This is a genomic window from Roseovarius halotolerans, from assembly GCF_900172255.1.
Taxonomy (GTDB): domain Bacteria; phylum Pseudomonadota; class Alphaproteobacteria; order Rhodobacterales; family Rhodobacteraceae; genus Roseovarius; species Roseovarius halotolerans.
Window position 1 is genome coordinate 1159903 of sequence record NZ_FWFU01000001.1, and the last position, 17756, is coordinate 1177658.

The following is a 17756-nucleotide window of genomic DNA, read 5'->3' on the forward strand; positions in this document are numbered from 1 at the left end:
CGCTCAGGATGCGTTTGCGGGGACGGCGGAAGATCCGCCGTTTTCGATAGCCCAGGTGGCGTTGGTCTTGATGCCGCCCAGCGGGAAGAAATGGACCGCCTCGATGTTGAAATCGGGGTTGGCGGCCTTGTGGGCGGCCAGTTCGGTCAGAACCTCGGTGGGTTCGTAGGGCAGCAGCAGCTTGGAGACATCCATAGCGCGTTTCTGAAGAACTTTCAAAGACGGTCCGACACCGCAGGCGATGGCGAACTTGATCAGGGTCTGCAGCTTGGCGGGACCGGCGATGCCGATATGGACGGGCAGGGTGATGCCCGCCGCGCTGAGCCTGTCCGCCCAGGCGATGATCGGCTTGGCGTCAAAGGCGAACTGCGTGGCCAGGGCCATGTCGGCATCGGTACGTTCAGAGAATTTCTGTTTCCACTGAAGGGCTTCTTCGACGAGTTTCATCCCGCCATCCGGGTCGATATCGCGGTTGCCCTCGGGGTGGCCGGCCACATGCAGCCGGGTGAAACCGGCGCGATCGAATTCGCCGGTCTCGAGCAGCTGCATGGAGCTGTCGAAATCGCCATGCGGCCTGGCGACGCCACCGGCCAGCAAAAGCGCCTGATCGACCCCGGCCTCGCCCTGGTATCGGGCGATCCAGTCGGCCAGCATGGCCTTGTCGCGGATGATCCGGGCCGGGAAATGCGGCATCACCGGATAGCCTTCGCGTGCAAGGCGGGCGGCGGTGGCGACCATGTCCTCGATCGGGGTGCCCTCGATATGGGCGATATAGACGCGGGTGCCTTCGGGCAGCAGGTCGCGGAACGACTCGACCTTCTCGGAGGTGCGCGGCATCACCTCGATGGAATAGCCCTTGAGAAAGGCCTCGACATGCGGATTGACGGGGGCAGGGCCTGCGGACCCGGCATCACGTTTCTTGAAGTTCAACAGAGCCATTGCGGCCTCCCATAGCGATCCGGGGGTCATGCCCAGCCATCATTGCCGATCAGCGCCTTGATGCGATCCTGATCATATTCGGTATCGAGCCGGGCCGCTTCGGCCTCGGCCACTTCGGAAGGATCACCCTCGACCTGGTAGGGGGCGGCCTTGCGCCACTCGGCCAGGTAGTCATCGGTCTCGGCGGCGCCGCTTTTCATCGCGGCCCGGTCGATGGCCTGTTCGAACCGTTCGGGAAGCTGTTTCTTAGCGCCCCGGCGGCCCTTGCCGACGATCACCTGTGCGGGAATGTCCCTCCAATAGACGATAGTGACGTCAACCATTGACTGATTCCTCTTCCTCGGTGGCTCTTGTCTAATGCAGGCAGGGCGCGTCGCTCAGTCGGTTTTCGACAGAACGGGCGCGTCATGCGACCTTTCAAGGCTAGCGCGGCGCCGCGCGGGGGGCCACCGGGGCCATCACGAAAAACCTTCATGATGTTTATGCGGCACCGCAGAGCTTGCGCCGGGGGACGCGAGACATTAGTTTGGAGGCAACTCGAAATGGAGGGCGTGGTTATGGCGCCCAGGCGTCCCGAAAGTGCGGGCGCGGTCCCGAAAACGGTTGAGAGCCCCGCACTGAGCTCACCCTGTCCGGACGGTCTTTATGCCGCCCTGGATCTGGGCACAAACAGCTGCCGTATGCTGATTGCCCGCCCTGAGGGCAGCCAGTTCAAGGTGGTCGACAGTTTCTCCAAATCCGTCCAGCTTGGATCGGGTCTGGAAAAGTACGGGCGTCTGTCGCGCTCGGCGATCTATCGCACATTGCAGGCGCTGAGGGTCTGTCAGCAGAAGATCAAACGCCACAAGGTCGAACGGATGCGCCTTGTCGCGACCGAAGCCTGTCGGCGCGCGGCCAATGGCAAGTCGTTCCTGACGCGGGTCGAGAAGGAAACCGGCCTGCGCCTTGACATGATTGCGCCGCAGGAAGAGGCGCAATTGGCGGTGGTCTCCTGTGCGCCGCTGGTCAATCCGGGCACCGAGCAGCTTTTGGTCGTGGATATCGGCGGGGGATCGACGGAACTGGTCTGGATCGACCTGCGCGATGTGCCCCCGGCCGAGCGCGCCCGCGCGATCATGCGGATGCATGGCGGGTTCAAATGCCAGGAGGCCGGCCGGCCATCGGCGCGGGTGGTCGACTGGATCAGCGTGCCGCTAGGCGTTGCGACGCTGCGCGACCAGTTCAACGATGTCGAGGATGACAGCGCGCGTTTCGCGCTGATGAGCTGGTTCTTCGAGGAGAACCTGGCCGAATTCGCACCCTACAAGAACGAGCAGCCGCGCGAGGGGTTCCAGATCATCGGAACCTCGGGGACGGTCACGACCGTGGCGGCGAGCCACTTGGGATTGAAGCGCTATGACCGCAACAAGGTGGACGGGCTGTGCATGACCAGCGACGAGATCGACCTGGTGATCCGAAAATACCTGGCGCTCGGGCCGCTGGGGCGGCGCAAGGACCCGCGGATCGGCATGGACCGCCAGGCGCTCATCATGTCGGGCGCGGCGATCCTTCAGGCGCTGCTGCGCTGCTGGCCCACCGACCGGCTGTCGGTCGCAGATCGCGGGCTGCGCGAAGGGATGCTGTATGCGCTGATGTCGGCGGATGGCGTGTTGCAGGACGGGCAGGGGTAGAATGATGGCGAAGACACCGGATGGCAAGAACACCTCGGGGCGCGGCCAGCGGGACCTGACCGTCAAGGTCAAGACCGCGCGGGGACGCAAATCTTCCTCCACGCGGTGGTTGCAGCGGCAACTCAACGACCCCTATGTGAAACGCGCGCAGGCCGAGGGCTATCGCGGGCGTGCGGCGTTCAAGATCATGGAGATCGACGACAAGTTCCGATTCCTCGTGCCCGGTGCGCGGGTCGTGGACCTTGGCTGTGCGCCCGGCGGCTGGTGCCAGGTGGCGGTGCCGCGCGTGAATGCGCTTGGCGAGAAACAGGGCAAGGCGCAGGGCTATATCCTGGGAATCGACCTGCAGGAAATCGAGCCGATCGCCGGCTGCGATCTCTATCAGCTGGATTTCATGGAGGATGGCGCCGACGAACAGGTCAAGGAATGGCTGGGCGGCAAGGCCGATGTGGTGATGAGCGACATGGCGGCGTCAAGTTCCGGGCACAAGCAGACCGATCACCTGCGCATCATCGCGCTGTGCGAGGCCGCAGCGTGGCTGGCATTCGACATTCTCGAGGAAGGCGGCACGTTCGTCTCGAAAGTTCTGGCAGGTGGCGCCGAAGGCGAGCTCCAGAAGCTTCTCAAGCAACGCTTTACCAAGGTCGCCAACATGAAGCCGCCGGCCTCGCGCGCCGACAGTTCGGAGAAATTCGTCGTCGCCACGGGTTTCAGGGGCTGAGCCAAGGCGAAGGAGCGCTCGGCCCTGGAGAGGAAAGCGCGTATGTCAGGGGCACCGAGGTCGGGCGGGGATGGCCTGCGCAGGGCGCGCACCTGTATCATGTTGTCCTGCCGGATATATTCGAACAGCCGCTCGCGTCGCTGTGCAGATCCCTTTGGCATGATCCGATCTCCTGCCGGCCAGAATGGCCGCAAGATGTGAGCGTGACAGGCAATTGCGGCATGAGCAGCGCGTGAAGCGCACGAAATCAGGGAGATTCCGTGATTGTGGCGCCGGGGGATTGGGTTAGGTTTGGCGGGTAGTGTATTGATATCAGTGCGATATTGCGTGTCTCACCGGTGGTCTGGCGTATGCAACTGTTAACATAATACTGATTATGCGCCTATTGGATGTAGCGCAGCGGACCTTGGCGATCACCCCCCGAAACCGCCCCCTAGCGGGATATCATGTGGACCATGCGCGCCCCTGTCTCGAAGAACGCGGTCTTGAGGCGCGTCAGGCGTTCTGCATGGGCATCGACCGGATCGAGCGGCAACGCGCTCTCGTCCCCGACAAGCAAGGCGCGCGCCGCCGATTGGCCGAAGACCGTGCCCGGCGCGATGCCACGGCCCGAATAGCCGAAGATCGACAGACCGCTTGCGCCGACCCGCAGGATGCGCGGCAGATGATCTGAGGTCATCGAGATCCGGCCCGCCCAGGCATGGGAGATCGCCGCATCGGCCAGTTGCGGGTAAAGCTGAGCCAGCTTGCGGCGCGCCCAGCCCGCCTGAACGCCGACATCGTCGCCCATGCCGCCAAGAATGACACGACCCGCCGCATCGCGCCTGAGCGAGGACATGATCATCGCCGTATCCCAGCAGCCTTCACCGCCCGGCAGGATATCGCGCGCGATATTATCGCCCAGCGGTTCGGTGGCGAGCTGGAAGAAATTGACCTGTGGCACCTTGGGGATGGTCATGTCACCGACGGGCTGGTGATAGGCATTGGTCGCCACCAGAAGCGCCTTGCTGCGCAGCTTGCCGCCCGAGGTGCGGATGACCCAGTGGCCGCCATGCCGGATCGCCGAAAGTGCCGGGCTGTTCTCGAATATGCGCGCACCCTGCCCCTGCGCGGCGCGCGCAAGGCCACGCGCATAGGCCAGCGGCTGAATCGTTCCGGCGCGTGTATCGAAGAGCGCGCCGTGAAAGGCGTCTGAGCCGGTGCGCGCGCGGGTTTCCGCGGCATCGAGAAGCGTGACCGGCGCGGCGCGGCGGACCTGCTGGACATGGCGTTCCTGAAGCTGCGCGACACCGCGCGGCGCATGGGCCAGGTGCAAGGTGCCGTTGCGGCGCGGGTTGCATGCGATCCCGAATCGCTCGATCAGGCCGAAGACCCGATCGGGCGCTGCGGCGAGCGCGCTGTTCAGGCGCTCGCCCGCCTGTGCGCCAAGCGTCTTGCAGACCACGTCGGGCGGAAGCCACAGCCCCGCATTGACCAGCCCGACATTGCGCCCCGAGCCCCCGTGACCGATGGTTTCGGCCTCGATCAGGACCACCTCGGCACCCTGCCCCGCGGCCTCCAGGGCGGCCGCGCAACCGGTGAAACCGCCGCCCAGGATCACCAGGTCGACGCTGAATTCACCTTGCAGCGTGGGGGCCGCGAAGGTCTCTTCGCTGCTGTCGGCCCAGAGGGTACCCAGGTCGCTCATTTGGCGGCACCGTCAGAACGGCATCTGGTCAGATCGTGATTCATGCGGCTGTGCTTTCGTTGATCCCACGCACGTTACCCGTGGGCGCGCCGAAGGCAAGTTCTGCCATCACGTCCGCATCAGAAGAACGCCTGCAACCCGGTCTGCGCCCGGCCCAGGATAAGCGCGTGAACGTCATGGGTGCCTTCGTAGGTGTTCACGGTTTCAAGGTTCATCATGTGGCGAATGACTTGAAATTCCTCGGAAATTCCGTTTCCGCCATGCATGTCGCGGGACATGCGCGCGATGTCCAGCGCCTTGCCGCAATTGTTGCGCTTGATGAGGCTGATCATCTCGGGCGCGGCGCGGGCATCGTCCATCAGGCGACCGACGCGCAGCGCCGCCTGAAGGCCGAGCGTGATCTCGGTCATCATGTCGGCCAGTTTCTTCTGGAAAAGCTGGGTCTGAGCGAGCGGGCGGCGGAACTGCTGCCGATCCAGCCCATACTGGCGCGCGGCGTGCCAGCAGGCCTCGGCGGCGCCCATCACGCCCCAGGCGATGCCATAGCGCGCCCGGTTCAGACAGCCGAACGGCCCCTTGAGGCCCTCGACATGGGGCAGGAGCGCGTCTTCGCCCACCTCGACGCCATCAAGCACGATCTCACCGGTGATCGAGGCGCGAAGGCTTTGTTTACCCTGAATTTTCGGGGCGCTCAGCCCCTTGGTCCCCTTGTCCAGAACAAAGCCCCTGATCTTGCCGTCATGGGCGTCGGACTTGGCCCAGACGACGAAGACGTCAGCGATGGGCGAGTTGGAGATCCACATCTTCGAGCCGCTGAGGAGATACCCTCCGTCGATCTTCTTTGCGCGGGTCTTCATGCCCGCCGGGTCCGATCCGGCGTCGGGCTCGGTGAGGCCGAAACAGCCGATGAGGTCGCCTTTTGCCAATCCCGGCAGGTACTTGCGGCGTTGCTCTTCGCTGCCATAGGCGTAGATCGGATACATGACGAGCGAGGATTGGACCGACATCATCGAGCGGTAGCCGGAATCGACGCGTTCGATTTCGCGCGCGACAAGGCCGTAGCTGACGTAACCCGCTGACAATCCGCCATATTCTTCGGGGATCGTGGTGCCCAGAAGGCCCATCTCGCCCATCTCGCGGAAAATTTCGGGGTCGGTTTCCTCGTTGGCATAGGCCTTGATGACCCGCGGCTGTAGATGTTCCTGCGCAAACGAGCGGGCGCTTTGCGCAATCATGCGCTCTTCTTCAAGCAGTTGATCTTCAATGTAAAACGGGTCCTGCCAGTCGAAATTTCCAAGGTTGGGACGGTCTTTGTCACGGATGGTCGGGGCGTCGGCGGTCATGGAAATCGGTCCTTATGCGGTTTCTGCAGGTTTCTTGCAGGGTATATTAACCTTGCGGTAAGGAATATCGAGAATTCTGCATCCATTCATGAGGAAACCGCATATATGGTCGCTGACACGCCCGTGCCCCCTGCCCGGCCCCTGAACGCGCCGCCACCGCGCCGTTTCCTGCCCTCAACCGCCAGCCTGCGCGCGCTCGAGACCCTGGACCGGCTGGGCAGCGCCACGGCGGCCGCGAATGAGCTGAACCTGAGCCAGAGCGCGGTCAGCCGTCAGCTTCAGACGCTGGAGGCGCAGCTGGGCGTGGCGCTCATCCTGCGGCGGGGGCGGCGCATGCTGCTGACGCCCGAGGCCGCGGGCTATGCCGCCGAGATCCGCTCGGCGCTGCAGAAGATCACCCAGGCGACGCTTAAGCTGACGGTGAACCCGGCCGGCGGGAGCCTGGACCTGGCGATCCTGCCGACCTTCGGGATGCGCTGGCTGGTGCCGCGCCTGCCCGATTTCGCCCGCCGCCACCCGGAGGTGACAATCAACCTGTCCACCCGCATCAAACCTTTCAACTTTGGCGCGGAACCATTTGATGCGGCAATACATTTCGGAAACAGGGATTGGCCCGGAACGGCTGCGGTCACGCTCAAGACCGAGGCGGTGGTCGCGGTCTGTTCGCCCGAATTGCTGCAAACGCGCCCGCCGCGCGCCGCGCAGGATCTGCTGAACCTGCCGCTTTTGCATATCGAAACCCGCCCCGAGGCCTGGCGCGCCTGGTTCGCGGCACATGACATCACCGCCGAGATCGTCACCGGCACGATCTACGATCAGTTCTCGACGATCACCCAGGCGGCGCTGCACGGGCTGGGTGTGGCCTTGCTTCCCGATTACCTGGCAGAGCAGGATCTGGCGACGGGGCGGCTGGTGATGGCATGGGGCGGGGCGACGCGGATGCCGGGCGCCTATCAGCTGGTCTGGCCACTGGAAAAGGCGCGCGACCCGGCGCTCATCAAGTTCCGCGAGTGGCTGGCGACGCAGGCCGAGGACGAAGATCCCCTGCCCCGCTGATCCATGACATTTCCGCATTTGCGCGGCCTGCGCCCGGCGCATAGAGATCCGTGACCGGCGATCCTGTACGAAATGGCCGTTTTGTACGGCGCATTTGTACGCAAGTCGGGCAAAGCCCCTCAGCGTCTCAGCCGGGGCGCCCGCCGGCGGGAAGGATCACCTTGAACTCCGCCCCTTTGCCCGGTTCCGATGCGATCCGCAGGCGGCCGCGATGGCGGTTGACGATATGCTTGACGATCGCCAGTCCCAGCCCGGTGCCGCCCATCTCGCGCGAGCGGTGGGTGTCGACGCGGTAGAAGCGCTCGGTCAGGCGCGGAATGTGCAGCGGATCGAACCCCGGCCCCTCGTCGCGCACCGTCAGGATGGCGGCGGGGCCGCGCAGTTCGGTGGCATGGGGCGTGGTTTCCAGCGTGACATGCACCACCTTGCCCTGCGCGCCGTACTTGACGGCGTTCTCGATCAGGTTGGTGGCGACCTGCGTCAGAAGGTCGAAATCGCCGGGCACGATCACCGGGGTCTCGGGCTGTTGCAGGTCGATCCGCACCCCGGCAGAGTCGGACACGGCGCGCAGGCTGTGCAGCACCGAACCGATGCATTTTCCAAGATCCACGCGGTCCATCGGGCGCACGCGTTCCTCGGCCTCGACGCGGCTCAGCGACAACAGATCGCGCACCAGCCGCTCCATCCGGTGGGCCTCGGACTGCATGAAGCCGAGGAATCGGGCTGTGGCCGCCGCATCGTCCTTTGCCGGGCCTTGCAGGGTTTCGATGAAGCCCATCAGCGCGGTCAGCGGCGTGCGCAGCTCGTGGCTGACATTGGCGACGAAATCGCGCCGCATCTGCCCGGCCTGTTCAAGATGGGTCACATCCTCGAAACACAGAAGCGCCCCGGCGCCACTATCGGTTTCCACCTTCGAGACGGTGACGACGAAGCTCGTGTCCTGGCTGCCCTCGCTGCCAAGGTAGCGGGTCGTGCGCCGGTTTCCGTCGCGCAGCGTGCCTTCGATCGCGTCCAGCATGGCGGGCTGGCGCAGGGCGGTGATGAAATGGCGCCCGACGATCTGCGTCCCCAGGAGCGACAGCGCGAGGTCGTTGGCGCCAAGTATCCGCTCGTCATGCGCGATCAGAAGCGAGGGAAGCGGAATCGCCCGCAGAAACGACGAAATCCCGTCTTCTGTCATTGCCCCGTCTGCACCACGAGCCCGGCGCGGAAACGGCGCATGTTCTGCTGGTAGTGCAGCGCCGAGCGGCGCAGCCCCTCGATCGCGGCCTCGTCAAGCTGGCGGATCACCTTGCCCGGCGCACCGACCACCAGCGAGCCGTCGGGGATCTCCTTGCCCTCGGTCACCAGCGCCCCGGCGCCGATCAGGCAGTTCTTGCCGATCACCGCGCCATTGAGGACGGTCGCGCCCATGCCGATCAGGCTGTTCTCGCCGATGGTGCAGCCGTGCAGCATCGCCTTGTGGCCGATGGTGCAACCGGCCCCGATGGTCAGCGGGCAGCCGGGATCGGTATGCATGACGGTGTTTTCCTGCACATTGCTGCCAGCGCCGATCACGATCGGCTCGTTGTCGCCGCGCAGGGTGCAGCCGAACCAGATCGAGCCGCCTTCTTCCAGCGTGACATTGCCGATCACGTTGGCATCGGGCGCGATCCAGCTGTCTTCGGCGATACGCGGCGCGAGGCCGTCAAGGGCGTAGATGGTCATGTCATCTCCTCGAATTCACTGTGCAGGGCCTTTACATGGGCGTTCAGCCCCGGTTGCTGGATCCGCTTGAGGCGCGCGGCCTCGATGATGGTCTTGAGGCGCCTTTCGGTGGCGTCGAGATCGTCATTGACCAGCACATAGTCATATTCCGCCCAATGGCTGATCTCGTCCCAGCTCTTGCGCATGCGCCGGGCGATGACCTCGGCGCTGTCCTGTGCGCGCTCTTCGAGGCGGCGGTGCAATTCGCGGATCGAGGGAGGCAGAAGAAAGATCGACAGCGTATGCGGCCCGAGCGCCGAGTTCTGGATCTGCTGCGCGCCCTGCCAGTCGATGTCGAACAGCACGTCGCGCCCGGCATCTATCGCCGCCTGCACCGGGGCGCGGGGCGAGCCGTAGAAATTGCCGAACACATGCGCATGTTCCAGCATTTCGCCCGCCGCCACCTCGCGCTGAAAGGCGCTTTCGCCAAGGAACAGGTAATCCTCGCCATCCACTTCGCCCTCGCGCGGCGTGCGGGTGGTGGCCGAGACCGAAAAGGATATGCTTGCATCCCACGCGCGCAGCCGCCCCGAAAGGGTGGATTTTCCCGCCCCCGAGGGCGAGCTCAGAATGATCAGAAGCCCGCGCCGTTCGCTCATCTTTCGCTCCTGCGTTTCATCGTTCCTGAAATACTCTCGGGGGTCCGGGGGTGAAACCCCCGGCGGCCCGCAAGGGACATGCGTTCATTCGACATTCTGCACCTGTTCGCGCATCTGGTCGATCACCGCCTTGAGGTCGAGCCCGACCGAGGTCAGTTCCGCATACTGGGCCTTGGAACAGAGCGTGTTGGCCTCGCGGTTGAATTCCTGCGCCAGGAAATCGAGCTTGCGCCCGGTCGGTTCGGCCTCGCTCAGAAGGGCGCGCGCGGCGGCGACATGGGCGCGCAGGCGGTCGATTTCCTCGGTCACGTCGGATTTGACGGCGATGAGCGCCAGTTCCTGCGAGATCCGCGCCGGATCGGCGGACTCGGCATTGTCCATGACCCGCGCCAGTTGCTTTTGCAGCGTGGCGGTCATGTCGGCGCGGCGGCTCTCGGCGACCTCGGCGGCGGCGTCGGTGAGTGCCGCGATGCGGTCGATCTGAGCGTTCAGCACCGCTGCAAGGGCGGTGCCCTCGCTTTGGCGCATCGCGAGGAACTGGGCCAGAAGCGGTTCGAAATCCGCAAGGATGGCGGCGCGAAGCGGTGCTGTGTCGGAATCCGCAGTGGCGGTTTCCAGCACACCCCGGATCGTCAGAAGATCGGCCGGGCGCGAGGGCGCGAGGGTCACGCCGCGCTCGAGCGCGCGGGTTTCGACCTCGGCCAGGGCGGCCAGGATATCGTCAAGCTGCGCGCCATTGAGCGCCAGCCGCCCGCCCTGATCGCTGGATTGCACCCGAAGATTGAGATTCACATTGCCGCGCGCCAGCGCCTGCTGAAGGCGCGCGCGCAGCGCCGGTTCCAGCCCTTCGATCCAGTCCGGCAGGCGCAGCCGCAGATCGAGCCCCTTGCCGTTCACGCTGCGCAGTTCCCATGTCCATTCATGGGCACCATGCGCTCCCTTGGCCGAGGCGAACCCCGTCATCGAATTCAGCACGTTGATCCTCCGGACGCTTGCGCCCTTGTCCTAGCCAGTCACGCGCGGGCTGGCAAGCGCCGCACGGGACCTTAACCATTTATGCGGATTTTTAGACAAAACCTGATCGAAATATGCCAAAAGAGGATCACGCAAAGCAGGTGCGGCCTGCGCGGGGCGGATCGAAGCCCTGCCCGGTAATCAGTTCAGACAGGTATGGTCACGATGTCCGACAGTTTCTTCAGCCAAACCGCCCGCAAGGGCAATATCGTCCATCTGCCCGGCACCGGCCCGGCGCGGCGCCTGCGCGATCAGGACCTGGCGGGTTTCCTCGACTACTGGATGGCCATGCGCAAGGGCGCGGATGTCCCGCGCCGCGCCGATATCGACCCGCGCGGGATGAGCCCGTTGCTGTCCGAGGCCTTCATCGCCGAGCGCATCGCTCCCGGCCTTGCGCGGCTGCGTATAGCGGGGATGCATCTGAGCGACCTGATGGGCATGGAAGTGCGCGGCATGCCGCTGAGCGCCCTCATCGAGCCACAGGATCGGGACCGACTCGCGGAACTGCTGGTCGATCTGTTCGACGGGCCTGCGCGGCTGGAGATCGGGTTGACCTCGGTCGGGTCCTTCGGGCGTCCGCCGCTGACGGGGCGGCTGGTGATCCTGCCGCTGCGCAGCGATCTTGGCGACATTTCGCGCGCCGTGGGCTGTCTGGTCAGCGACGGTCCTGCCGGACGCACGCCGCGCCGCTTTACCATCACCAGCAGCGAGGTGGTGCGGATCGGCGCCACGTCTGATGCGGCCGCTGCGCCGCTGACGCTTGATGCATACCGCGCCGATCAGCCGCTGGACCCGGTGGTCCCCGCGCGGGTGCGCGGCAATGGCGACCGTTCCCATCTGCGCCTGATCGAGACCGACTGATCAGGTGGGATCGCCGCCCAGGGCCTCCCAGAAATCGGCGCGCAGGTTGTGATGGGGAAAGGGCTCGTCCGGCACATCCACGCCGAGAAAATCACACAGCGGCGCCCAGCCTTCGGCCACGTCGAACAGCAGCAGGCGTTCGCGCGGAAGCTCTTGCCGGACGGCGAGCGTATGGGCGTGGTACGCCTCGATCGCGGCGTCGCGGTCGGTGAGATCGCCGCCAAAGACCCCCTGCCCGACCATCACGTCCCACGCATCGAGCATGTCGCGCATGTGCTGCGGCAGCGCAAGATCGGCGCGCCGTTGCATCAGCATGGCGATGGTGCGCTCGAAACTGGCCCACCAGGTATCGTCGGGACGCGTCGTATGAACGATGCGCGCATGGGGAAAGGCGCGCGCGGTGTCGCGCCAGACATGGGCGCCGGGCCAGTCAACCTGCGCGCGGTAGCCCGCAAAGACGACGCTCCAATCCACCTTGCCGCCCGCCGCGACTGTCTGCCAATGGTTGACCTGTCCGGGATCGGCGATGATCTCGTGCATGTGGTGACAAGGCCCGAAACCCAGGCGTTCCAGCGCGGCCTTGAGCGATTTGGTCCCGGTGCGTCCAAAGCCCGAGCCGATGACCTGTAGCGCCATGCCGCGTCCTCTCGTGCCCGGAAAGCCCGGTGCCGGCCCGCGCCGGATGGCGACGGATCGTCCGAGCGTGAGGCCGTGCGGCATCGCCTGTCCAGATGAAACGCAGGCGAAAGAGAACCGCTTAGCGGGTGCGTCTGTATTTTTGCATTACTATTTCGCGCCTTGCTTCGCGAACTTCATACGGCACATGAAGCAAGAAAGGCGCATGGGTCAGCGCCGGGGCAGGCCTGGCGGCCCTTTCAGGCCGCCCTGCTGACCTGCCTGCCCCGGCACGCCATGTCAGGCCGATTGCGCCTCTTGCAGGCGGCTTTCGCGCAGGCTCGAGAGCTCCTCGGCCACGAGGAAGGCCAGTTCGAGCGACTGGCTGGCATTGAGGCGAGGATCACATGCGGTGTGGTAGCGCGCCGAGAGGTTCTCGTCGCCAAGCGCGCGCATCCCGCCGGTGCATTCGGTCACGTCCTGGCCGGTCATCTCGAAATGCACGCCGCCGGGGATGGTGCCTTCGGCGCGGTGAACGGCGAAGAATTCCTGCACTTCGCGCAGTATCGCGTCGAAGGGCCGGGTCTTGTAGCCGGTCGAGGACTTGATGACGTTGCCATGCATCGGATCACAGACCCATGTCACCTTCGCGCCTTCGGATTCCACTGTGCGCAGCAGGCGCGGCAGGTGATCGCCCACCTTGCCCGCACCGAACCGTGCGATCAGTGTAAGCCGCCCGGCCTCGTTCTCGGGGTTGAGCCGCGCCATCAGGCGCTTGAGGTCGTCGGATTCCATCGAGGGGCCGCATTTGAGGCCGACCGGATTGAGCACGCCGCGGGCGTATTCCACATGCGCGCCGTCGGGCTGACGGGTGCGATCCCCGATCCAGATCATGTGGCCGGACCCCGCCAGCCATTTGCCGGAGGTCGAATCGAGCCGGGTCAGCGCCTCTTCGTATTCCAGCAGCAGGGCTTCGTGACTGGTGTAGAATTCCACCGTGCCCAGTTCGTGCTGGGTTTCGGCCGTCATCCCGGCGGCAGCCATGAAATCGAGCGTATCCTGGATACGATTGGCCATTTCCCGGTATTTCGCGGCCTTTTCGTCATCGGTGAAGCCGAGCGTCCAGGCATGGACGCGGTGAACATCCGCGAAACCGCCTGTCGAGAAGGCGCGCAGCAGGTTCAGCGTGGCCGCGGCCTGGGTATAGGCTTGCAGCATCCGGCCGGGATCGGGAATCCGGGCCTCGGGAGTGAAGGCCAGTTCGTTGATGATGTCGCCACGATAGCTGGGCAGTTCCACGCCGTCGATCACCTCGGTCGGGGCGCTGCGGGGCTTGGCGAACTGACCGGCGATTCGGCCCACCTTGATGACCGGCACCTTGGCGCCATAGGTGAGCACCATCGCCATCTGCAGCATGACCTTGAAGGTGTCGCGGATCGCATCGGCCGAGAACTGGTCGAAGGCCTCGGCGCAATCGCCGCCCTGAAGCAGGAAGGCCTCGCCACGCGATGCGGCGCCGAGATGTTGCCTGAGCCGACGGGCCTCACCCGCAAAAACCAGCGGCGGAAACTGCGACAGGCGGCCCTCGACCTCGGCCAGTGCCTCGGGGTCGGTATAGTCGGGCATCTGGACGCGCGGCTTGGCGCGCCAGTCTGATTTGTGCCATTCGCTCATGGTGTTTCTCCGCTTGCAGGCTTTGGGAACCATTCCTATACAAAACCACTGGTCTGGACACCATATATGATTTGTGCCTCTTGACGCAAAACCGCGGGTCTGCGTTTTCTCGAGGATCGATGTCGCCGCGGCGCAGTTCTGGATGCGCCACACTGGCGCCGCACTGGCAAGGAGCCCCAGCATGATGCAGGCAGGACCACAGACCGTCCCCGTCGACGCCCCAAAGGCCCCGCGCCGGTTCGTGTTCGTGCTGCTGGACAATTTCACCCTGCTGAGTTTTGCCGCCGCCGTCGACAGCCTGCGGATCGCCAATCGCATGTCGGGACAGGAGCTTTATGCCTGGAAGCTGGCCTGCGAGGCGCCGGATGCGCGTGTCAGCTGTTCGGCGGGCGCGGTGTTCGAGACCGATATCGGGCTTGATGAACTGGGGCGCGAGGATACGATCGTGATCTGCGGCGGCGCGGATGTGCAGCATGCGACCACCAAGCGGATGCTGAGCTGGCTGCGCCGGGAGGCACGGCGCGGGCTCAAGATCGCGGGGCTGTGCACCGCCGCCTACGTGATGGCGCGCGCGGGACTTCTGGAGGGCAAGCGCGCGACGACCCATTGGGAAAACCACGACAGTTTCACCGAGGAATTCGATGAGGTCGAACTGACCAAGTCGGTCTTCGTGGTGGATGGCAACCGGATGACCACGGCCGGGGGGACATCCTCGATCGACCTGTTCCTCAAGCTGATTGCCGACGAGCATGGCGAGAAGCTGGCCAATGCGGTGGCCGATCAGTTGATCTATTCCTCGATCCGCACCGACCAGGACACGCAGCGCCTGTCGGTGCCGACAAGGATCGGTGTGCGCCATCCCAAGCTGAGCCAGGTGATCCAGATGATGGAGGCCAATATCGAGGAGCCGATCAGCCCGTCGATCCTTGCGAAGGACGTGGGCATGTCGACACGGCAACTGGAACGGCTGTTTCGCCGCTATCTCAACCGCAGTCCCAAACGCTATTACATGGAACTGCGCCTGCAGAAGGCGCGCAACCTGCTGATGCAGACCGACATGACGGTGATCAACGTCGCGCTGGCCTGTGGCTTCGCAAGCCCGTCGCATTTCTCGAAATGCTATCGCGCGCATTACAACACCACGCCCTATCGTGAGCGCGGTGCACAGTCGGCGCGCCTGTCTGTCTGAGCGGACAAGAGGGGGCGCTGCCCCCGCTGCGCCAGGGCGCGACTCCCCCGGAGTATTTCCTGAACAGTGAAAGGCGTGGCGGTGCCTCAGTCGGGGGTCATGCGGTAAAGCGTGCCCTGCCCGACCGAGAGGAACCAGATCGCGCCGTCGGGGCCCTGACGTATGTCGCGCACGCGCACGGTTTCGGGGGTGCTGATTTCCTGGACCTCGCGCAGGGGGTCGCCCGAGAGCCGCGCGATATGGTCGAACTTGAGGCTGCCGACAAGGATGTCGCCCTGCCAGTCGGGGAAGAGCGCGCCCGTGTAGATCGTCATGCCGGAGGGCGCGATGGAGGGATCCCAGTAGAAGGCGGGCTGCTTCATGCCGGGTTTCGATGTGCCCTCGCCGATCTTCGCGCCGGAATAATGCGTGCCGTAGGAAATCACCGGCCAGCCGTAATTGGCGCCTTTCTCGATCAGGTTCACCTCGTCGCCGCCGCGCGCGCCGTGTTCGACGACCCAGAGTCGCCCTTGCGAATCAAGCGCCGCGCCCTGCGGGTTGCGATGGCCATAGGACCAGATGCCGGGCTGCGTGCCGCCCTGACCCTGAAAGGGATTATCGGCGGGCGGGGTGCCGTCGCGCGCGATGCGGATGACAGAGCCGTTCTGGCGCGACAGATCCTGCGCCGAGGGGCGGTCGCCGCGTTCGCCGATGGTGACGAAAAGATGCCCGTCGGGGGCCTCGACGATGCGCGAGCCGAAATGGCGGCTGCCCGAACTGCCCGGCTCCATTTCCCAGATCACCTGCCAATCGGTCAGGCTGCGCCCGTCCTCGGAAAGCGTGGCGCGCGCCACCCCCGTACCCGCGCCCGCGCCCTGCGGCTTCGCATGGGTGAAATAGAGCGCGCGGGTCTGCGCGAAATCGCGCGGCACCAGCACATCGAGCAGCCCGCCCTGCCCCGTGACCGCGACATCGCCGATGCCGGTGATCTCGTGGCGCATTCCATCGGCGAGCCGCCAGAGGCGCCCGCCGCGTTCGGTGACGAGAATGCTGTCATCGGGCAGGAAGCCGATGGCCCAGGGCGCGTCGAACCCCTCGGCGACGGGGGTGATCGACAGCCCGGTCTGCGCCTGCGCGCCGTGGGGCGTCGCGACGAGGCCGAGAGCGAAAAGGCAGACAGCGGCGTGACGGATCATCGTGGCTCCTTATCGTGCTGGGGGCGACATCCCATGATGTTGGTGCAACCTGCCCTTGGGTCAATGGCTGCAAGCGCACTCTTGCGCGCTAATCCTCTTGCTTTTCGGCGTGGGCGGGATACGGTCCGGTTCGGACCGAAATTCTGACTGGGAGACAGAGAATGAAGAAACTTCTGATGGCAACCGCCACCGCAGCATTGAGCGTGGGCGCGAGTGCCGCGAGCGCCGAAGATGTCACGCTGGGCATTATCCTCGGCTTTACCGGCCCGATCGAATCCCTCACCCCGCATATGGCGGGCGGTGCGGAACTGGCGATCAGCGAAGTCAGCGAAAGCGGCAAGCTGCTCGATGGCATGACGGTGACGCAGGAGCGCGCCGATTCGACCTGTATCGACGCAGGCGCGGCCAGCGCCGCCGCCGAGCGCCTGATTACCGCGGTCGGCGTGAAGGGCATCATGGGGGCGGATTGCTCGGGCGTGACCGGCGCGGTCCTGTCCAATGTCGCCGTGCCCAACGGCATGGTGATGATTTCGCCCTCGGCCACTTCGCCGGCGCTGTCGGATGCGGCGGATGAGGGTCTGTTCTTCCGCACGGCACCGTCGGATGCGCGCCAGGGCGAGGTTCTGGCCAATGTGCTGATGGATCGCGGGATCGGATCGGTTGCCGTGACCTACACCAACAACGATTACGGCAAGGGGCTGGCCGACAGCTTCAGCGCCGCCTTCGAGGCCGCGGGCGGCGAGGTGACCACCACCGCCGCGCATGAGGACGGCAAGGCGGATTACTCGGCCGAAGTGGGCGCGCTGGCCGCGGCAGGCGGCGATGCGCTGGTCGTCGCGGGCTATGTCGACCAGGGCGGTCCGGGCGTCATTCGCGCCGCGCTCGATGCCGGGGCGTTCGATACCTTCGTGCTGCCTGACGGGATGATCGGCAGCGCGCTCGAGGATACGTTCGGGTCCGAAATCGACGGGTCCATCGGCACCGTGCCGGGCACCGAGAGCGAAGGCGCCGACAAGATGCTGGAGATGGCCACGGCCGCAGGCATCGACGGCACCAGCCCTTATGTCGGTGAAAGCTATGACGCGGCGGCGCTGATCCTGCTGGCGATGCAGGCGGCCGGGTCGGTCGAGCCGGGCGACTACAAGGGCAAGATCATGGACGTGGCCAATGCGCCCGGCGAGCAGATCTTCCCCGGTGAGCTGGCCAAGGGTCTCGAGATCCTCGCGGGTGGCGGCGATATCGATTATGTCGGCGCGACCGATGTCGAACTGATCGGCGGCGGCGAGAGCGCGGGGTCCTACCGCGAGATCCTGATCGAGGGTGGTAAACTGACCACTGCCGGCTATCGCTGATCGGCCACGCCTGAGATGAAAAAGAGCGGCCCGGGGATGGACTCCCCGGGCTGTTCCAATAAAAGGCCTCCGCGGCATCGGCGAGACATGCCAGGGCGAGCGGTGCGGCCGGAAG

General features: G+C 65.1%; 17 protein-coding genes. 6 read left to right on the forward strand and 11 right to left on the reverse strand.

Features of this window, described 5'->3' with window-relative positions; genetic code table 11:
- Window positions 1–3: 3 nt before the first annotated feature.
- Window positions 4–939 (reverse strand): methylenetetrahydrofolate reductase, encoded by a 936-nt coding sequence (locus ROH8110_RS05610; protein WP_085816658.1) that lies wholly within the window; start codon window positions 937–939, stop codon window positions 4–6.
- Between the two features lie 26 nt (window positions 940–965).
- On the reverse strand, window positions 966–1262 hold the full coding sequence (locus ROH8110_RS05615; protein WP_085816659.1) for a virulence factor: 297 nt from the start codon (window positions 1260–1262) through the stop codon (window positions 966–968).
- Window positions 1263–1496: 234 nt separating this feature from the next.
- On the opposite strand from ROH8110_RS05615, the gene ROH8110_RS05620 reads away from it, so the two are divergent.
- Complete coding sequence (locus ROH8110_RS05620) at window positions 1497–2609, forward strand: Ppx/GppA phosphatase family protein (RefSeq protein WP_085817028.1); 1113 nt, start codon at window positions 1497–1499, stop codon at window positions 2607–2609.
- 4 nt (window positions 2610–2613) lie between these two features.
- The gene (locus tag ROH8110_RS05625) at window positions 2614–3330 is read left to right on the forward strand and encodes an RlmE family RNA methyltransferase (protein ID WP_085817027.1); all 717 of its coding nucleotides are present in this window, start codon (window positions 2614–2616) and stop codon (window positions 3328–3330) included.
- A 433-nt stretch (window positions 3331–3763) separates the two neighbouring features.
- On the opposite strand, the gene ROH8110_RS05630 is transcribed toward ROH8110_RS05625, so the two are convergent.
- Together ROH8110_RS05630 and ROH8110_RS05635 are read right to left on the reverse strand one after the other, a co-directional pair.
- Window positions 3764–5017, reverse strand: a complete 1254-nt coding sequence (locus ROH8110_RS05630) for an NAD(P)/FAD-dependent oxidoreductase (protein WP_085816660.1) — start codon at window positions 5015–5017, stop codon at window positions 3764–3766.
- Window positions 5018–5136: 119 nt separating this feature from the next.
- Entirely contained in the window at window positions 5137–6360 is a 1224-nt protein-coding gene (locus ROH8110_RS05635; protein WP_085816661.1) for an acyl-CoA dehydrogenase, read from the reverse strand.
- Between the two features lie 105 nt (window positions 6361–6465).
- Between ROH8110_RS05635 and ROH8110_RS05640 the strand changes: the two genes are divergently transcribed.
- Window positions 6466–7416, forward strand: coding sequence for a LysR family transcriptional regulator (locus tag ROH8110_RS05640; RefSeq protein WP_085816662.1), 951 nt, complete (start codon window positions 6466–6468; stop codon window positions 7414–7416).
- Between the two features lie 127 nt (window positions 7417–7543).
- On the opposite strand, the gene ROH8110_RS05645 is transcribed toward ROH8110_RS05640, so the two are convergent.
- From ROH8110_RS05645 to ROH8110_RS05660, 4 genes are all read right to left on the reverse strand, one after another.
- Window positions 7544–8596 (reverse strand): sensor histidine kinase, encoded by a 1053-nt coding sequence (locus ROH8110_RS05645; RefSeq protein ID WP_085816663.1) that lies wholly within the window; start codon window positions 8594–8596, stop codon window positions 7544–7546.
- Complete coding sequence (locus tag ROH8110_RS05650; protein ID WP_085816664.1) at window positions 8593–9123, reverse strand: gamma carbonic anhydrase family protein; 531 nt, start codon at window positions 9121–9123, stop codon at window positions 8593–8595. Before ROH8110_RS05650 ends, ROH8110_RS05645 begins: the two co-directional genes overlap by 4 nt.
- Complete coding sequence (gene gmk, locus ROH8110_RS05655; RefSeq protein ID WP_085816665.1) at window positions 9120–9761, reverse strand: guanylate kinase; 642 nt, start codon at window positions 9759–9761, stop codon at window positions 9120–9122. The genes ROH8110_RS05650 and gmk overlap by 4 nt, the downstream gene beginning before the upstream one ends.
- Window positions 9762–9845: 84 nt before the next feature.
- Window positions 9846–10736: a YicC/YloC family endoribonuclease gene (locus ROH8110_RS05660; protein ID WP_245962744.1), complete on the reverse strand. Its 891-nt coding sequence runs from the start codon at window positions 10734–10736 to the stop codon at window positions 9846–9848.
- Window positions 10737–10940: 204 nt separating this feature from the next.
- Here ROH8110_RS05660 and ROH8110_RS05665 point away from each other — a divergent pair, with 204 nt between their 5' ends.
- Window positions 10941–11636, forward strand: a complete 696-nt coding sequence (locus tag ROH8110_RS05665) for a PAS domain-containing protein (protein WP_121143655.1) — start codon at window positions 10941–10943, stop codon at window positions 11634–11636.
- Here ROH8110_RS05665 and ROH8110_RS05670 read toward each other — a convergent pair whose 3' ends face one another.
- Both ROH8110_RS05670 and ROH8110_RS05675 read right to left on the reverse strand, forming a co-directional pair.
- A complete protein-coding gene (locus tag ROH8110_RS05670) occupies window positions 11637–12272 on the reverse strand; it encodes a sulfotransferase family protein (protein WP_085816668.1) in 636 nt (211 codons plus the stop codon). It abuts the gene before it with no gap.
- Window positions 12273–12551: 279 nt separating this feature from the next.
- Window positions 12552–13925 carry a class II 3-deoxy-7-phosphoheptulonate synthase gene (locus ROH8110_RS05675; protein WP_085816669.1) on the reverse strand — a complete coding sequence of 458 codons (1374 nt, stop codon included), beginning with the start codon at window positions 13923–13925 and terminating at the stop codon, window positions 12552–12554.
- Window positions 13926–14109: 184 nt separating this feature from the next.
- On the opposite strand from ROH8110_RS05675, the gene ROH8110_RS05680 reads away from it, so the two are divergent.
- Complete coding sequence (locus ROH8110_RS05680; protein ID WP_085817029.1) at window positions 14110–15114, forward strand: GlxA family transcriptional regulator; 1005 nt, start codon at window positions 14110–14112, stop codon at window positions 15112–15114.
- Window positions 15115–15200: 86 nt separating this feature from the next.
- On the opposite strand, the gene ROH8110_RS05685 is transcribed toward ROH8110_RS05680, so the two are convergent.
- The gene (locus ROH8110_RS05685) at window positions 15201–16289 is read right to left on the reverse strand and encodes a PQQ-dependent sugar dehydrogenase (RefSeq protein ID WP_085816670.1); all 1089 of its coding nucleotides are present in this window, start codon (window positions 16287–16289) and stop codon (window positions 15201–15203) included.
- A gap of 161 nt (window positions 16290–16450) precedes the next feature.
- Between ROH8110_RS05685 and ROH8110_RS05690 the strand changes: the two genes are divergently transcribed.
- Complete coding sequence (locus ROH8110_RS05690) at window positions 16451–17641, forward strand: ABC transporter substrate-binding protein (RefSeq protein ID WP_085816671.1); 1191 nt, start codon at window positions 16451–16453, stop codon at window positions 17639–17641.
- Window positions 17642–17756: the final 115 nt, after the last annotated feature.